This is a genomic window from Microbacterium sp. ISL-59 (assembly GCF_018613945.1).
GTDB classification, from domain to species: Bacteria; Actinomycetota; Actinomycetes; order Actinomycetales; family Microbacteriaceae; genus Microbacterium; species Microbacterium oxydans_B.
This window is the reverse complement of sequence record NZ_JAGGPG010000002.1, coordinates 1,624,832-1,639,959: the sequence shown is the minus strand read 5'-3', so window position 1 is coordinate 1,639,959 and position 15,128 is coordinate 1,624,832. Positions and strand designations below refer to the sequence as shown.

General features: G+C 69.4%; 15 protein-coding genes. 8 read left to right on the top strand and 7 right to left on the bottom strand.

Annotated features, from left to right (window positions below; translation table 11 throughout):
• Positions 1–2: 2 nt before the first annotated feature.
• The gene (gene dnaK / locus J7E45_RS11975; RefSeq protein ID WP_215069418.1) at positions 3–1,868 is read right to left on the bottom strand and encodes a molecular chaperone DnaK; all 1,866 of its coding nucleotides are present in this window, start codon (positions 1,866–1,868) and stop codon (positions 3–5) included.
• Between the two features lie 215 nt (positions 1,869–2,083).
• Complete coding sequence (locus J7E45_RS11970; RefSeq protein WP_215069416.1) at positions 2,084–3,397, bottom strand: HNH endonuclease signature motif containing protein; 1,314 nt, start codon at positions 3,395–3,397, stop codon at positions 2,084–2,086.
• Positions 3,398–3,619: 222 nt separating this feature from the next.
• On the opposite strand from J7E45_RS11970, the gene J7E45_RS11965 reads away from it, so the two are divergent.
• Entirely contained in the window at positions 3,620–4,291 is a 672-nt protein-coding gene (locus tag J7E45_RS11965; protein ID WP_215069414.1) for a hypothetical protein, read from the top strand.
• 33 nt (positions 4,292–4,324) lie between these two features.
• On the opposite strand, the gene J7E45_RS11960 is transcribed toward J7E45_RS11965, so the two are convergent.
• Positions 4,325–4,786 carry a DUF3817 domain-containing protein gene (locus tag J7E45_RS11960; protein ID WP_215069412.1) on the bottom strand — a complete coding sequence of 154 codons (462 nt, stop codon included), beginning with the start codon at positions 4,784–4,786 and terminating at the stop codon, positions 4,325–4,327.
• Between the two features lie 155 nt (positions 4,787–4,941).
• On the opposite strand from J7E45_RS11960, the gene J7E45_RS11955 reads away from it, so the two are divergent.
• A complete protein-coding gene (locus J7E45_RS11955) occupies positions 4,942–5,859 on the top strand; it encodes a helix-turn-helix domain-containing protein (RefSeq protein ID WP_215069410.1) in 918 nt (305 codons plus the stop codon).
• 12 nt (positions 5,860–5,871) lie between these two features.
• Here J7E45_RS11955 and J7E45_RS11950 read toward each other — a convergent pair whose 3' ends face one another.
• A complete protein-coding gene (locus tag J7E45_RS11950) occupies positions 5,872–7,068 on the bottom strand; it encodes an MFS transporter (protein ID WP_215069407.1) in 1,197 nt (398 codons plus the stop codon).
• 261 nt (positions 7,069–7,329) lie between these two features.
• Here J7E45_RS11950 and J7E45_RS11945 point away from each other — a divergent pair, with 261 nt between their 5' ends.
• The 4 genes from J7E45_RS11945 (at position 7,330) to J7E45_RS11930 (ending at position 11,188) form a co-directional block, all read left to right on the top strand.
• A complete protein-coding gene (locus J7E45_RS11945) occupies positions 7,330–8,178 on the top strand; it encodes a serine protein kinase RIO (protein ID WP_251053649.1) in 849 nt (282 codons plus the stop codon).
• A gap of 54 nt (positions 8,179–8,232) precedes the next feature.
• Positions 8,233–8,751, top strand: a complete 519-nt coding sequence (locus tag J7E45_RS11940) for a DUF3253 domain-containing protein (RefSeq protein WP_215069403.1) — start codon at positions 8,233–8,235, stop codon at positions 8,749–8,751.
• 77 nt (positions 8,752–8,828) lie between these two features.
• The gene (locus J7E45_RS11935) at positions 8,829–10,235 is read left to right on the top strand and encodes an MFS transporter (RefSeq protein ID WP_215069402.1); all 1,407 of its coding nucleotides are present in this window, start codon (positions 8,829–8,831) and stop codon (positions 10,233–10,235) included.
• Between the two features lie 35 nt (positions 10,236–10,270).
• Positions 10,271–11,188 carry a cation diffusion facilitator family transporter gene (locus tag J7E45_RS11930; RefSeq protein ID WP_215069401.1) on the top strand — a complete coding sequence of 306 codons (918 nt, stop codon included), beginning with the start codon at positions 10,271–10,273 and terminating at the stop codon, positions 11,186–11,188.
• Positions 11,189–11,200: 12 nt separating this feature from the next.
• On the opposite strand, the gene J7E45_RS17965 is transcribed toward J7E45_RS11930, so the two are convergent.
• Complete coding sequence (locus tag J7E45_RS17965) at positions 11,201–11,830, bottom strand: MarR family transcriptional regulator (protein ID WP_308162117.1); 630 nt, start codon at positions 11,828–11,830, stop codon at positions 11,201–11,203.
• Positions 11,831–11,933: 103 nt separating this feature from the next.
• On the opposite strand from J7E45_RS17965, the gene J7E45_RS11920 reads away from it, so the two are divergent.
• Positions 11,934–12,710 carry a MarR family winged helix-turn-helix transcriptional regulator gene (locus J7E45_RS11920; protein ID WP_215069400.1) on the top strand — a complete coding sequence of 259 codons (777 nt, stop codon included), beginning with the start codon at positions 11,934–11,936 and terminating at the stop codon, positions 12,708–12,710.
• A gap of 70 nt (positions 12,711–12,780) precedes the next feature.
• Here the strand turns inward: J7E45_RS11920 and J7E45_RS11915 are convergent, their stop codons facing one another.
• Positions 12,781–14,124, bottom strand: coding sequence for an MFS transporter (locus J7E45_RS11915; RefSeq protein WP_215069399.1), 1,344 nt, complete (start codon positions 14,122–14,124; stop codon positions 12,781–12,783).
• Between the two features lie 89 nt (positions 14,125–14,213).
• On the opposite strand from J7E45_RS11915, the gene J7E45_RS11910 reads away from it, so the two are divergent.
• On the top strand, positions 14,214–14,624 hold the full coding sequence (locus J7E45_RS11910) for a helix-turn-helix domain-containing protein (protein ID WP_215069398.1): 411 nt from the start codon (positions 14,214–14,216) through the stop codon (positions 14,622–14,624).
• Positions 14,625–14,648: 24 nt separating this feature from the next.
• Here J7E45_RS11910 and soxR read toward each other — a convergent pair whose 3' ends face one another.
• Positions 14,649–15,089 (bottom strand): redox-sensitive transcriptional activator SoxR, encoded by a 441-nt coding sequence (gene soxR / locus J7E45_RS11905; RefSeq protein WP_091031975.1) that lies wholly within the window; start codon positions 15,087–15,089, stop codon positions 14,649–14,651.
• Positions 15,090–15,128: the final 39 nt, after the last annotated feature.

Sequence of the window (15,128 nt, the reverse complement as noted above, 5' to 3'; positions counted from 1 at the left end):
GATTACTTCTTCTCGTCCTCGTCGTCGACGACCTCAGCGTCGATGACGTCTTCCTCAGAGGAGGGAGCGTCACCGGCCGGGGCCTCGCCCTCAGCCGAAGCGCCGGGAGCGGCATCCGCCTGCGAGGAGGCGTAGATGGCCTCGCCGAGCTTGGACTGGGACTGGTTGAGCTTGTCGAACGCGGTCTTCACGGCCTCGTCGTCGTCGCCGGCCAGCGCCGTCTTGAGCGCGTCGACGTCGGCCTTGACCTCGGTCTTCACGTCTTCGGGCAGCTTGTCGTCGTTCTCGGTGATCAGCTTGTCGATCGAGTACGCGAGCGTCTCGGCCTGGTTGCGGACCTCGGCGGCCTCGCGGCGCGCCTTGTCTTCGGCCGCGTGCTCCTCGGCCTCGCGCACCATGCGCTCGATGTCTTCCTTCGACAGCGAGGAGCCGCCGGAGATGACGATCGACTTCTCGGTGCCGGTGCCCTTGTCCTTGGCGGACACGTGCACGATGCCGTTGGCGTCGATGTCGAAGGTGACCTCGATCTGCGGGATGCCACGGGGAGCCGGAGCGATACCCGTCAGCTCGAACGTGCCGAGCGGCTTGTTGTCGCGCGTGAAGTCACGCTCACCCTGGAAGACCTGGATCGCGACGGACGGCTGGTTGTCGTCTGCCGTGGTGAAGGTCTCGCTGCGCTTGGTCGGGATGGCCGTGTTGCGCTCGATGAGCTTGGTCATCATGCCGCCCTTGGTCTCGATGCCGAGGCTCAGGGGGGTGACGTCGATGAGAAGGACGTCCTTGCGCTCACCCTTGAGGACACCGGCCTGGAGCGCGGCTCCGACGGCGACGACCTCATCCGGGTTGACGCCCTTGTTCGCGTCCTTGCCGGTCTCGCGCTTGACGAGCTCGGCGACGGCGGGCATACGCGTCGATCCACCGACGAGCACGATGTGGTCGATCTCGGACACCTTGATGCCGGCTTCGCGGATGACATCCTCGAACGGCTTCTTGGTGCGGTCGAGCAGGTCCTTCGTGAGGTCCTCGAACTTCGCGCGGGTGATGGTCTCGCTCAGCGACACCGGGCCGGACTCCGTCAGCGACAGGTAGGGCAGGTTGATGCTGGTCGAGGTCGAGGAGGAGAGCTCCTTCTTCGCCTGCTCGGCAGCTTCCTTGAGACGCTGCAGGGCGATCTTGTCGCCCGAGACGTCGACGCCCGTGGTCTCCTTGAACTGCTTGATCAGGTAGTCGACCAGGCGCTGGTCCCAGTCGTCGCCACCGAGGCGGTTGTCACCCGCGGTCGAGCGCACCTGAATGGTCGAGAAGTCGTCGTCCTTGCCCACCTCGAGCAGCGACACGTCGAACGTTCCGCCACCGAGGTCGAAGACCAGGATGAGCTCGTCTTCCTTGCCGCGGTCGAGACCGTAGGCCAGAGCGGCCGCGGTCGGCTCGTTGATGATGCGCAGGACGTTGAGGCCCGCGATCTCGCCGGCCTCCTTGGTGGCCTGACGCTCGGCGTCGTTGAAGTACGCGGGAACCGTGATGACCGCGTCGGTCACCGTGTCACCCAGGTACGACTCGGCGTCGCGCTTGAGCTTCATGAGGATGCGCGCGGAGATCTCCTGCGGCGTCCACTTCTTGCCGTCGACGTCGAAGCTCCAGTCGGTGCCCATGTGGCGCTTGACGGAAGCGATCGTCCGGTCGACGTTGGTGACGGCCTGGCGCTTCGCGGTCTCACCGACGAGCACCTCCCCGTCTTTGGTGAAGGCCACGACCGAGGGGGTCGTGCGGAAGCCCTCGGCGTTGGCGATGACCTTGGGCTCGCCACCCTCGAGGACGCTGACGACGGAGTTGGTGGTTCCGAGGTCGATACCGACAGCACGTGCCATGTGTTTTCTCCTTTGTTGGAAGTTTCGTTGAACTGGATGTTCATTGTGGTGCGGAAATCTGCGGCGATCAGGGAAACCTGAGTCGCGATGGCTCAACTGTACGCTCGAGCTTCAACCGTGTCAAATCAACTTGATACGAGTCGGCTCAACTTTACAGAAAGCGCGCCGGCGAGGCCTCTGTGCACCGCCTCGAGCCAGCGCTTCGGGGCCTGCGATCAGAAGGGCGCCGGGTCGTGCTCCTCCACGAACGTGACCGTGTTCTGAGGCTGCGGTCGATCGACGTAGACCCGGCCCGTCGGACTCGTCCAGGCGTAGGCACCGTCGCCGAGCACTTCGACGACCCACGGCGAATGGTGTTTGAGCACGTGGTGACGGCGGCAGAGGTGACCCAGATTTCTCGCGACGGTCGGCCCGCCGCGGGCGGCATCGTGATGATGGTCGATGTCGCAGTCGCGAGCCGCGTATCCACAGGCGGGGAACCGGCAGCGTTGATCTCGGGCCCGCAGATGCCGTTTCAGTTCGGAACCGGGCCGGTAGCGGTCGACCGCGAGAAGAGCCCCGGTGATCGGATGGGTGAGGATGCGATCCCATCCGGACGCGGCACCCGCAAGAGCTTTCGCCGAGGCGGCGTCGATCGGCGTGCGTCCGTCGAGTTCGGCCGGAGTCGTGCCCCGCCCCATCAGGGTCGTGACCGGAACGGTGACCGAGACCGATCCACGGATCGCGGCAAGGAGGCCATCGGGGGTGTCGTGCCCCGCCGGAGCACCGGTGAGCAGCAGGTCGAGCGCGAGATCGGCGCGGAGTTGCGCGACGGTGCGCCGATCGTCATCCTCGTGCTCCTGCGCTGGCTCCTGATCCTGCGCCGAGGCCTGCTCCGGAGATCCCGACTTCTGCACGCTCTGCGCCATCTGCATCAATCGCTCGAACGCGCCGTGGACGAGCGCAGCCGGGCCGAGCAGCCCGAGCTGCGACATGCCGTCGCCGACGTCTTTCACCCACACCGACCTCTTCTCCCGAGCATCCCTGTGCCGCTCGTCGACCGACCGGGACTGGAACCGCTCCGCGACTCGCCGTCCGTACCGCGACACCCGGTTCGGGGACTCGGATTCTGCGAACGGGACCATCTCGGCGGAGTATGCGTCGCGATCGGCGGCGTCTTCCAGATGCTCTGCCGCATCGCAGATCGCCCGCGCATGTGCGGCGCTGATCCGGCCGGCGCCCTGGGCCGCCCACACCAGCGGGAAGCGCTCCACCCGCCACACCGCCTCCGTCATCCGCGCCTGCACCGTGCGGTCACTCACCCGCAGCGCCGCCGCCATCTCTGCCGCGACGGTGCGTGCCGTCAGGTCGCCGAAATCCGGATGCTCCGCCTCGTCGGCCACCTGCAGCGCCAACCGGGAACCGACCGCGAGCACGCCGTCGCGCGCGGCCTGCAGACTGCTGATCGTGCGTTCCAGCCCCACGAGCATGTCGGTGAGCGCGGCCAGCGCCTCAACCTGCTCGACCGTCGCATCCACCAGTGCTGCCATATCTCGAGTCAATCAGGGGCCACCGACATTTAAAGGGCCAGATCAGGGCCGGAAAACGAAATACCGATATGCGGTCGCGGATCCTCCGGAAACCCCAAGAGGACGGCTCCCGTCGACGGATCGAGCCGGCCGATACCGCGCATCGCCATCCCCTCGGCGGACCGCCCCGGCTCCTCCTCTCCCCCTCCGACGGCGTAGCCGGCCCCCGCTAGGCTGACGGGCATGACGTGGACCCCCTCCGCCACCCGCCGACTCGGCACCGCAGCCGCCATCGTGACACTCGCGATCCTGCCCCTGAGCGGATGCCTGTACGCACAGATCCCGGCAGCGGCTCCCTCTTCAGCACCGTCGCCCGGCACGGAGACCGACGGGACGGATGCCCCGGACGCCCCCACCGGAGGCACGACGCTGACCTTCGAGGAGGGCCTCGACCTCGATCCCGACACCTACATCGAGTGGGGGGACGGATTCATCGCCGACGAGCAGTGGGAGATGGTCTCGCCCGACGACGGCAACGGCGGCTGGACGTACGGCACGGCAGACGGCACCTGCACGGTGCGGTTCTGGCAGGGCCACATGACCGATGTGCCCGTCGTCGAGGGCGATGACAGCGCGTCGTCCGATGCGATCCTCGGCGTGCTGCTGGAGACCCCGACGTCCGACATCACCCCCGTCGCCACAACCGGCGAATTCAGCTACATGGCGGGCGGCAACGGGGGCGTCGAGATGCGTCAGGTCAGCGCGGTGGACGGCTCCCGCTCCTGGCTCATGGCCGCGCGCGCGTTCACGCGGACCGGAGTCGGCCTCTACACGATCGTGGACTGCACCGCGAACGACGCGGAGAAGATCATGGACGCCGTCACCGAGGCGAACGCGATCGTCGTCACACCCTGACCGGCACGCAGACCGGGCGCACTCCGAAACGGCTCACTTGCCGCCGGGAGGACCGACCAGCAGCAGGATCACGTACAGCGCCACGATGCCGACGGCCAGAAGCAGCGCCAGCACCCAGGGCCTGCGGAGGAACCACCGCATCAGCCGGTCGTACCAGCGGCGATCCCGCGGGTCGTCCGTGGCCTCCAAGCGCCAGGCACCGTCGAGGCATCCGGTGCGGTGCAGCCAGATCTCCATCGGGATCGTCGCGTACGGGATCACCGCACTGACCACCGCGAGCACACCGACGCCGAGGTGCCAGCGCTGGTTCAGCGCGACCAGGATCGCCGTCGCCGCATAGGCGAGGAACACGAATCCGTGGATGCCGCCACCCACCGTCACCACGACCCCGGGCGCGCCGACGGCACGGGCGATGATCGCGGCGATCAGGATCGTCCAGGTGATCGCCTCCGCGATCGCGAGAACACGGAACAGGCGGTCGGGGGTACGGAACACGGAACTCCTCGGGTGGGGGTCCTCCCACCGTATCCGGCGGTCATCGCCGTCGAATCAACCGAATGGTTGAGAACGCCACGACGATGCGCCCCGTCTCGCGCCTCGAAGAAAGTCGACGGCGGAATAGCAGGCCCGGCGGCGGCGTTGCCGAAGGCATGGTGACAGTGGATGCAGACGCGATCTCGCAGGTGCTCGGCGCCGTCGACCTCCGCGTCGGCGTCGGCCGTCGGATGACTCTCGTCTCCGGCACGCTGCTGCCGATCCCGTCCGGCGCCATCACCCTCGTGTACATCGTGGAGGGCGGCGTGCACGGGCATCCGCCGCTCGGCGACGGCTGCCGCCTCGAGGTCGACCCGGACTCGCATCGCCTCACCCTCGATCCGGGTAGCCGCCGCGACCTCCTCGTCGCGGGCGACGCCTTCCTCACCCTCGGTCGCACACCGTTCGCGCTCGAGGCCCGGGGCGACACGAGCATCATGATCGCCGAGATCGTGCTCGCGGATGCCGCGTCGCCGCTGCCTGCGCTGCTCCCGCCGTTCCTCACGGTCACCGGATTCGACGCGGTCGAGCCGGCCGCCGCCGCCCTGGCCCTGAACATGGGCCTCGTCGATCACACCGTGCTCCCGGCCCGTCAGGGCGACCCGGTCATCTGCCGCATGATGGCGACGACCGTGCTGCTGTCGGTCATCCGCGCCTGGGCGGCGAACGGCTGCGCACCGGCGGGCTGGCCGTCTCTGTCGAACGATCCGTTCCTCGACCGCGTCGTCGACGCCATCCATGAGGAGCCCGGCCGCGACTGGACGGTCGAACGCCTCGCGGCCATCGGCGCCATGTCGCGGTCGACGTTCGCCGAGCGGTTCCGCAACGCCGTCGGCCGCTCCCCCGCGGACTACGTCACCGAGGTCCGGGTGGATGCGGCCAAGCGCATGCTGGATGCCGGGCGGAGCGTGTCCGAGATCTCCCGCGAGCTGGGCTATGCCTCGGACGAGGGATTCAGCCGCGCGTTCCGACGCCGCACCGGGCTGACCCCCACATCCTGGCGTCTGGCCAACCGGATCCCGGTCTCCGCCTGACGCCGCGCCACGTCAGGCTCGACTGCTGACCCGATTCGACACCCCGAAGAGCACGGCACCGGCGAGCAGCGCGGCCGCACCGAGCACGTAGACCAGCTCGACGTTCAGGGTGTCGACGAGCAGCCCGCCGACGCCGGCCGCGATGGTGATCGCCCCCTGGAAGCCCACGACCACGAGGCTGCCGCCGGCTTCGAGCCGATCCGGCATCCGGTGCCCGACCCAGGTATTCGCGACGATCAACCAGGACGAGAAGAAGAAGCCCCACACCACCACCACGATGCCCACGCCCAGGATCGAGCCGGAGAACAGGATCATCGAGATCACGGACACGGCGATCACCAGCGGCGCGAACACGGCGAAGAAGGCGAACGTGCGGTCGATGACGAGCCCGATCGTGATGTTGCCGAGGAGGCCTCCGACGCCGAACAGCGCGAGCAGCACCACGATCGTCGAGGCGTCGACGTCGGGGATGCGCTCCAGCGCGAGACGCACGTAGGTGTAGGCGAGGAAGTGCCCGAGCACCACGAGCACGTGTCCGACCATGCCGAGCCCGATGCCCGGCCGGCGCAGCGTGTCGACGAGCAGGCGCAGGCTCGACGCGCGCTCGGCCGGCACCGAGGGCAGGGTGAATCGCAGGACGACCGCGAGCACCACCATCAGCCCGCCCGCGATGGCGAAGACCATCCGCCAGTCGACGAGCTCGCTCAGCATCACGCCCAGCGGCACGCCGGCCACCGTCGCCAGCGAGACGCCCGCGGACGTGAACATGACGCCGCGACCGAGGTTCTCGGGCCCCGCGAGGCGGGCGGCGACAGTGATCGACATCGCCCAGAACGCGCTGATCGCGGCGCCCAGCAGGAAGCGCGCCAGCAACACGATGATCAGGTTCGGCGAGATCGCCACGATGAGGTTCGACACCGCCGCGGCGAGCGCCATCCACACCAGCAGCGACCGTCGGTCGAGGCGCGGGAAGATCAGTCCGATCGTCGGCGCGACGACGAGACCGACGAGAGCCGTGACAGTGACGGTCTGTCCGGCCTGACCGGGAGTGACGCCGAGCCCGTCGGCCATCTCGGTCAGCACGCCGTTGGGGAGGAACTCGGCCGTGACCAGCAGGAAGCCCATCAGCATCAACACGATCAGTCCGCCGTAGCGGATGCGGGTGACGGCCGAGGCCGGCACGGTGGGGACGGGCGCTGTGATGGTCATGGTTCCACGGTCGCAGCATCCGGATGCCGTCGCCCGATCAGGCGTCCGCCGCAACCGACCGATCGTCCGACTCCCCGCACCCTGGACACGCCCGCCACCCACGCCCTATGCTCGACGACGCACCGGGAAGAGCCCGGGAAGCCCGAGCGGAAGGAGCCGAAGACATGAACACGGTCTTTGTCGCGCTCACCGCCGACCACCTTCCCTTCGAGGCCACCCGCTCCTGACCCTGGCGTGGCCTCCTGCTCCCGGAGCCACACCTTGTCTGATCACTTCACTTCCTCATTCGACTCCCTCGAAACCGAACTCTCCTTCGCCGACGTCGATCCCGGCGAGGGGCAGCGCTGGTCCACCTGGCCCGCGATCACCCCGTCCGAGCGCGGCCCCCAGCCGTGGCCCGCGTGGGTGGTCACCTCGGCCGGCGCGCTCGACACCGAGCGCGGCATCCTCAAGACCGGCAAGGAGGCCGACATGTTCCTGCTCGAACGCGCCGTGCCGGACGACCCGACGCAGCACACGCTGCTCGCGGCGAAGCGCTACCGCAGCGCCGAGCACCGCAGCTTCCACCGCTCGTCCGTCTACACCGAGGGCCGCAGCACCCGGAACACCCGCGACACCCGCGCCCTCGCCAGGAAGTCGGACCACGGCCGCGAGGTCGCCGCGGCACAGTGGTCGTTCGCCGAATTCGCGGCGCTGTGCCGGATGTGGGAGCTCGGTGCCCCCGTGCCCTACCCGGTGCAGGTCAACGGCACCGAGCTGCTGATGGAGTTCCTCGGCGACGCCGACGGCACGGCCGCGCCCCGACTCGCCCAGGTGCGCAGCGACCGCGCGGAGCTGCAGGAGTACTACGCCCAGGTGGTCGATCTGACGCGCATCTTCGCCGCGGCCGGCTTCGCCCACGGCGACCTGTCGGCGTACAACCTGCTCGTGCACGAGGGGCGAGTGCGGGTGATCGACCTGCCGCAGATCGTCGACATCATCGCGAACCCGCAGGGGCTCGATCTGCTGCACCGCGACTGCGTGAACATCTGCGACTGGTTCACCCGGCGCCGCGTCGAATGCGACGCCGAGGAGCTGTTCGCCGAGATGCTCGCCGCGTCGTACGCGTGAGCGTCGCTCGTCAAGGGGCTGGAGGGCGCCCCGCCAGCCCCGGACACTGTCGGTATGGCGGAGCAGGAGCGGGACGCGGAGCACGAGCGGGACGACCGCCCGGAGCGCACGCCCGACGGCCACCACATCATCGCGAACGGACGACGGTGGCGCGCATCCGATCCGTCGATCCCCGATGCGCTGCGCCAGGAGCTGGTCGACGAGCTGATTGCGGCCCGGCGCGCGGTGAAGGCGTCGGAGCCCGACGCCCGGCGCCGGGTGCAGGACGCCAAGAACGCACTGGGCGAACGAGGCGCCCCCTGGTGGGAGGCGCGCTCGGGCGACGCCTTCGACGAACGCATCGCCGCGGCGATCCGAGCGCTCACCCGCAAGCGGTCGGACTCCTCGATCTGCCCCAGCGACGTCGCACGCGCGGTCGGCGGCGAGGGCTGGCGCGCGCGCATGGACGACGTCCGACGCGTCACGGCGGAACTCGCCGCCCGCGACGAGATCGTGGTGACGCAGAAGGGCGAGCGCGTGCGCATCGACGAGACCCGCGGCCCGATCCGCATCCGGCGCGGTCCTGCGCTCTGACCCGCGACGGATCACGCACGATCCGGTGTGCGGCGCGCCGTCACCGGGCGTTCACCGGGGGCCGCCAGACTTCCCCCATGAGCGAACCCGAATCGCGCCAGGGCATCCCCGAGCCCGTGGCGACCGCCAACAGCGGCGCCGTGGCCGTCGTCGGCCTCGACCTGCGCGGCGAGACACCCGCCCCCAAGAAGCAGGTCTACTCCTGGGCGCTGTGGGACTGGGCGACGCAGCCCTTCAACACCGTCATCCTGACGTTCGTGTTCACGGCGCTGTATCTCGTCGGTGAGGGATTCCTCCCCGCGGACGTGGCGGCGCTCGACGAGAACGACCAGGTGCGGCTCGCCGCCGAGGCGGATCTCGCCTCCGGGCTGGGGCTGGGTTCGACCATCGCCGCCTTCGGCATCCTGCTGCTCGCGCCGGTGCTGGGTCAGCGGGCGGATGCCGCCGGGCGCCAGAAGCTTTGGCTCGGGATCGGCACCGGGGCCCTGATCCTCTGCATGCTGGGCCTGTGGTTCGTCGAGCCGACGCCGAGCCTGTTCTGGCTGGGCGTCGCCCTGATCTCGGCCGCGACCGTGTTCCAGGAGATCGCCGCGGTGAACTCCAACGCCATGCTCATCGGCATCGCTACCCCGAAGAACGTCGGCCGCATCTCGGGCCTCGGGTGGGGCTTCGGCTACCTCGGCGGCATCATCGCCCTCGTGATCGTGGTCGTGCTCGACACCTTCGACTGGTTCGGCATGTCGACCGACAACGGCCTCGCCTATCGACTGATCGCCGTCGGATGCGCCGTGTGGGCGATCATCTTCAGCATCCCGATCTTCCTCAACGTGCCGGAGCCGTCGCTCGGTCGCCCGGAACGCAAGGTGGGCTTCTTCGCCTCCTACCCGCTGCTGGTGAAAGACGTCGCGGGGCTGTACCGCAACGAGGAGACGCGGCCCACGTTCTGGTACCTGCTGGCGAGCGCCGTCTTCCGCGACGGGCTGGGCGGCGTTTTCGCCTTCGGAGCCATCATCGGCACGGCCGTGTTCGACTTCGAGGCGCAGGAGATCATCATCTTCGGCATCGTCGCGAACCTGATCGCCGGCGTCTCCACGATCGCCGCCGGCCGACTCGACGACCGCCTCGGGCCGAAGCGGATCATCCTCGCCTCGATCGGATCGATGATCGTCGCCGGCCTCGCGGTCTTCTTCCTGCGGGACGCCGGGGCGATGGTCTTCTGGATCGGCGGCCTCGTCCTGTGCGCGTTCGTCGGTCCGGCGCAGGCGGCGGCACGCTCGTTCCTCGCCCGGGTCACCCCGGCCGGCCGAGAGGGCGAGATCTTCGGCCTCTACGCCACGACCGGTCGCGCCGCGAGCTGGATGGCCTCCGGCGCCTGGACGCTCCTGATCGTGCTGACGAGTCAGACCGCCTACGGCATCCTGGGCATCGTGGTCGTCCTGATCGCCGGCTTCCTGCTGCTGCTTCCGGTGAAGGCGCCGCGCTGAGTCCTGCACACCCGCGGCGGGAGTAGCCTGACCGCGTGACCGTGATCCTCGCCTTCCTCGCCAACATCCTCGTCGCGGTGGCGAAGACGATCGCCGCGATCATCACCTCCTCGGCATCGATGGTCGCCGAGGCAGCGCACTCCTGGGCGGATGCCGGTAACGAGGTGTTCCTCCTCATCGCCGACCGCAGCGGCGCGAAGACCAAGGATGCGCGGCATCCGCTCGGCTACGGACGCAACGCCTTCGTGTGGTCGCTCATCGCCGCCTTCGGAATCTTCACGGCCGGCTCGATCGTGTCCATCATGCACGGCATCCAGGAGCTGTCCGACACCGGTCCCGTCGAGAGCCCGATGGTCGCGTACATCGTGCTGGGAGTTTCGTTCGTGCTGGAAGGTGCGTCGTTCACGCAGGCGATGGTCAAGTCGCGGCGCCTGGCCAAGGAGCGCGGATCGTCGACCTGGGACTTCGTGCTGGAGACGAGCGACACCACGCTCCGCGCCGTGTTCTTCGAGGACTCCGCGGCGCTCATCGGCCTGGCGATCGCGGCCGGCGCCATCGCGATGCATCAGATCACCGGCGTCGCGGCCTGGGACGCGATCGGCTCGATCCTCGTCGGCGTGCTGCTCGGCGTGGTCGCGGTCATCCTGATCCGGCGGAACATCGCCTTCCTGGTCGGGGCCACGGCGGCGCCGAAGCTGCGGGCCCGCGTCGGCACCGCCCTGCTGGGGCTGGACGACATCGAGCGGGTCACCTACCTGCACATCGAGTACGTGGGCCCGAACCGGCTGTTCATCGTGGCCGAGATCGACCTGGCCGGCGACGCCCGCGAGCACGATGTGGCCCGCCGGCTGCGCGACGTCGAGCGGCGGATCGAAGCCCATGAGGCCGTCGAGACGGTCGTGCTGTCGCTGTCGGTCGACGACGAGCCGTCGCTCGAGTTCGCGCGCGCCTAGGGCGCAGCTGGTTCAGCGCTGCCAGTTGTCGGCGAGCTTGTTCAGCAGCCGGGCGAGCTCGACGCGCTCGTCGTCGGTGAAGGAGGCGAGCGCGTTCGTGAGCATCTCGCGACGCTCCCCGCGCATGCCGCGGGCGAGCTTGCGCCCCTCGTCGGTGAGCGCGATGCGCGTGCGTCGCGCGTCGTCGGGGTCGGCCTCGCGGCGCACGAAGCCGTGATCGACGCCCTGCTGCACGAGCCGTGAGGCGCGCGGCTGATCGACGCCGATCGCGATACCGAGATCGCTGACGCTCAGCGGAGCGGATGCCGCGGCCAGCGCCTCGAGCATGCGCATGCGCGCCGGTCCGCCGAGACGACCCGACGGGTCGGCCATCCAGGGCGGCATGCCGGGGTGGCCGCGGTGGTGGTCGAAGTGCTCGCGGGCATCGTCCTGCGACCCCCCGTGCGGACCCCCGTGCCAGCCGTGCGGACCACCGTGGCCACGACCGCGCTCGGCAGGACCGCGACCGCCCGGACCGCGCTCACCCGGACGACGCCCACGCAATCGGGACAGTGCCTTCGCGATGGCTTCGGCCGGATCCTGCGCGGCGGGGTCCTGCGCGGCGGGGTCCTGCGCGGCGGGGTCGTGCGGTTCGGTGGTCACCCTCCGATTTTACATGCGACTTGACATGCATCGCTACTCCATGTCACACTACATGTACATGCACTGTGACATTCACATGCACACTGACAACTAAGGACTTCCCATGAACACCTCTGAATCACAGAACCCCGAGAACACCTCCCGCCCCTTCGGCTACTGGCTGAAGGCCGCCGACCGCCTGATGGCGGCCGAGTTCGCCACCGCCTTCGAGGGCGAGCACGCCAGCCGCCGCGACTGGCGAATCCTCAACATCGTCGACGGCACCGTCACGTCGGATCGTCGACTGAACGAGCACAAGCTGCACCGCCTCATCGAGCGCGGCTGGGTCGCCCCCGACGGGGACGGCTGGACGCTCACCGACGAGGGCCGCGCGGCGAAGGATCGCCTCGGCGCCCTCGTCGACGGCATCCGCGCGAAGGTGTCGAGCGCTGTCTCCGACGAGGAGATGGCCACGACGCTCGCCTCGCTCGAGAAGATCGCCCGCGCCTTCGGCTGGGACGAGGAGACCCCTCTTCCCCGCGGCCGTCGGCACGGATTCGGCGGACCCCGCCACGGACGCGGATTCCCGCGCGGCTTCGGGCGTCCGTTCGGCCGCGGCTTCGGTCACGGACCCGAGCACGGCTTCGGCCCGGATGCGGAGCACGGCTTCGGTCCGGACGCGGATGCCGAGCACGGCTGCCGCCACGGCGAAGCGGGTGCCGGACACCACGGTCACGGCCGCGGGCACGGACACCCCGGGCACGGCGACCACGGTCACGACGACCGGGGCCACGGACACCACGGCCACCGCGGACACGGTCCGCACCGTGCCGAGCGCATCGCTCAGCACGCCTTCGAGCGCGGCTTCGACGCGGGCTTCACCCGCGGTCGCGACGCCTGACCTCCCGTCACCCCTCACGAAGCGCCCCACCCGACAATCGGGTGGGGCGCTTCTCGCTGTCAGCGGCAGATCAACGCACGCCGCGGCGTGCCCGCGGCACCAGCGCAGCAGCCGTGACCACGACGGCCGCCACGAGCACCGCCGCCACGAATCCACCCGTGACGAGGACCGCGGCGATCGTGCCGAACACCGCGATGCCGAGCCCGCCGCCGAGCGCGAAGCCCACCTCCTGGATCGCGCCGACCTGGCCGGCCTGATCCTCGGTCGTCACCTCGAACAGCGCCGTCGCGGCGAGCGTGGCACCGACACCGAACCCGAGCCCGACGAGCACGAGCGGGATCGCCACGACCGCCGGGTCGAACGCGAGCCAGACGAGCCCGACCGCCTGCAGCATCAGCGCCAGCACGGTGAGCGCGTTCGCCGAGAGCCAGCGCAGGGCGAACGGCGCCACGACACCACCGATCGCGATGGCCACGGCCTGCGGCAGCAGCGCGATTCCCGCCTCGGCGGCACTCTGGCCGCGCGAGTCCTGCAGGTGCAGGCTCACCAGCAGCACCGAGGCCGATGACACTCCGCTGCTCACGATGATCCGGATGATCGCGGGGCTGAACCCCGGCATGCGGAACAGCACTGTGTCGATGAGCGGATCACTCAGCCGCCGCTGCCTGCGCACGAAGAACACCAGGCTCAGGATCGCGATCACCGCCGCGACCACCGCCGACATCGGTGCCGCGAGGGCTTCATGCAGCGCGAAGACGAGGGCACCGAGCGCGACGATCGACGACAGGATGCTGGGCACGTCCCAGGACGGGCGCTGCGAGCTGCGCGAGTCGGGCACGAGCCACGCGGCCAGGAGCCCCGCGATCACCGCGAGCGGAACGCTCCCCAACAGCAGCCAACGCCACCCCGGCCCCTCGGCGAGCACTCCGCCGAGCACCGGCCCGAGCGCGCTTCCGGTGCCGAAGGTCGCCGTCCACAGGCCGTAGGCCAGCACGCGTTCACGCGCCTGGAACTTGGCGCCGATCGTCGCGACCACGCCCGCGATGACGAACGCCTCGGCGACCCCGAGCAGGGCCCGTACGACGATGAGCACCAGGCCGCTGCTGGCGAGCCCGCCGACCACGTTCAGAACAGCGAAGCCGGCGAGACCGATCAGGATGATGCTCTTGCGCCCGAACGCATCGCCGATCCGCGCGGCCACGATCAGCGTCGCGGCCAACGACAGGGCGTACACATCGACCAGCCAGAGCCCCTCGGTGTCGGTCAGGCCCAGCTCGCCGCGGATCGCGGGGAGGGCGGTCGAGACGCTGCTGATCGCGAGGGCGCCGATGAGCACTCCGAGCAGGAGCGGGACCATCGCGAACCAGAGGCGAAGGGAGGAGCGAGTGCTGACGAGAGTGGGGGTGTTGGTCACGGTCTCAGTCTGTAAAGTACAGACAGAAGCCACAAGTACGGTCATTTCTGATACGTACTGACACTTCGGATACTAAAGGGGGCCATGCCATGCGGGAGAAGACCGAGCGCATCATCCGCGACTGGACCGAGACCTGCGACGCCGAGGTGTCGATCGCGGTGCTCGGCGGGGCCTGGAAACCCAGCATCCTGACCCTGCTCGGCGAGCACGAGGTGCTGCGCTTCGGCGAGCTCGGACGCCTGCTCGAGAACCCGACCGCGCGCGTGCTCACCCGTCAGCTGCGCGAGCTCGAGGAAGACGGACTCATCACCCGCACCGTGTACCGGGAGGTGCCGCCCAAGGTCGAGTACCGACTCAGCGAACTCGGCGCGAGCTCCGGGCAGCTGCTGACCGAACTGACCCGCTGGGGCACGCTCTACGCCGGCCGGCAGCGGTCCGTGCTCACCGAGACAGCCGACGCGCCGTCCGCACCGGAAGCCCTCACAGCGGCGACCTCCTGAGGCTCGCGCACGCGAGTTCCGCCCTCAGATCCGGCGCGGTCCCGGACCGTCGGTGCCGAGCGCATCCTCGGGGTTCAGCAGACGGCACGCCTTCATCGACAGGCAGCCGCAGCCGATGCATCCGGTGAGCTCGCGCCGCAGGTGCTCGAGCTGCGTGCGGCGGAGGTCGAGCTGCTCCCGCCACAGCTTCGCCACCCGCTGCCAGTCGTGCTGCGAGGGCGGCTCATCCGTCGGCAGGCTCTCGAACACCTCGTGCACGTCGGTGAGGGGGATGCCGAGGCGCTTCGCGACCACGATCAGTGAGATCCGCCGCAGCATGTGCCGCCGGTAGCGGCGCTGGTTGCCCGCGGTGCGTGTCGAGACGATGAGTCCGAGCTGCTCGTAGAAGTGCAGTGCCGTCGCCGGCACCCCGCTGCGGCGGACGACTTCGCCGATCGGCAGCAGATCATCGGGTTCCAAAGACATCTGCACCTCCTCTTGACCTCGAGTTTACTCGAGGTATTA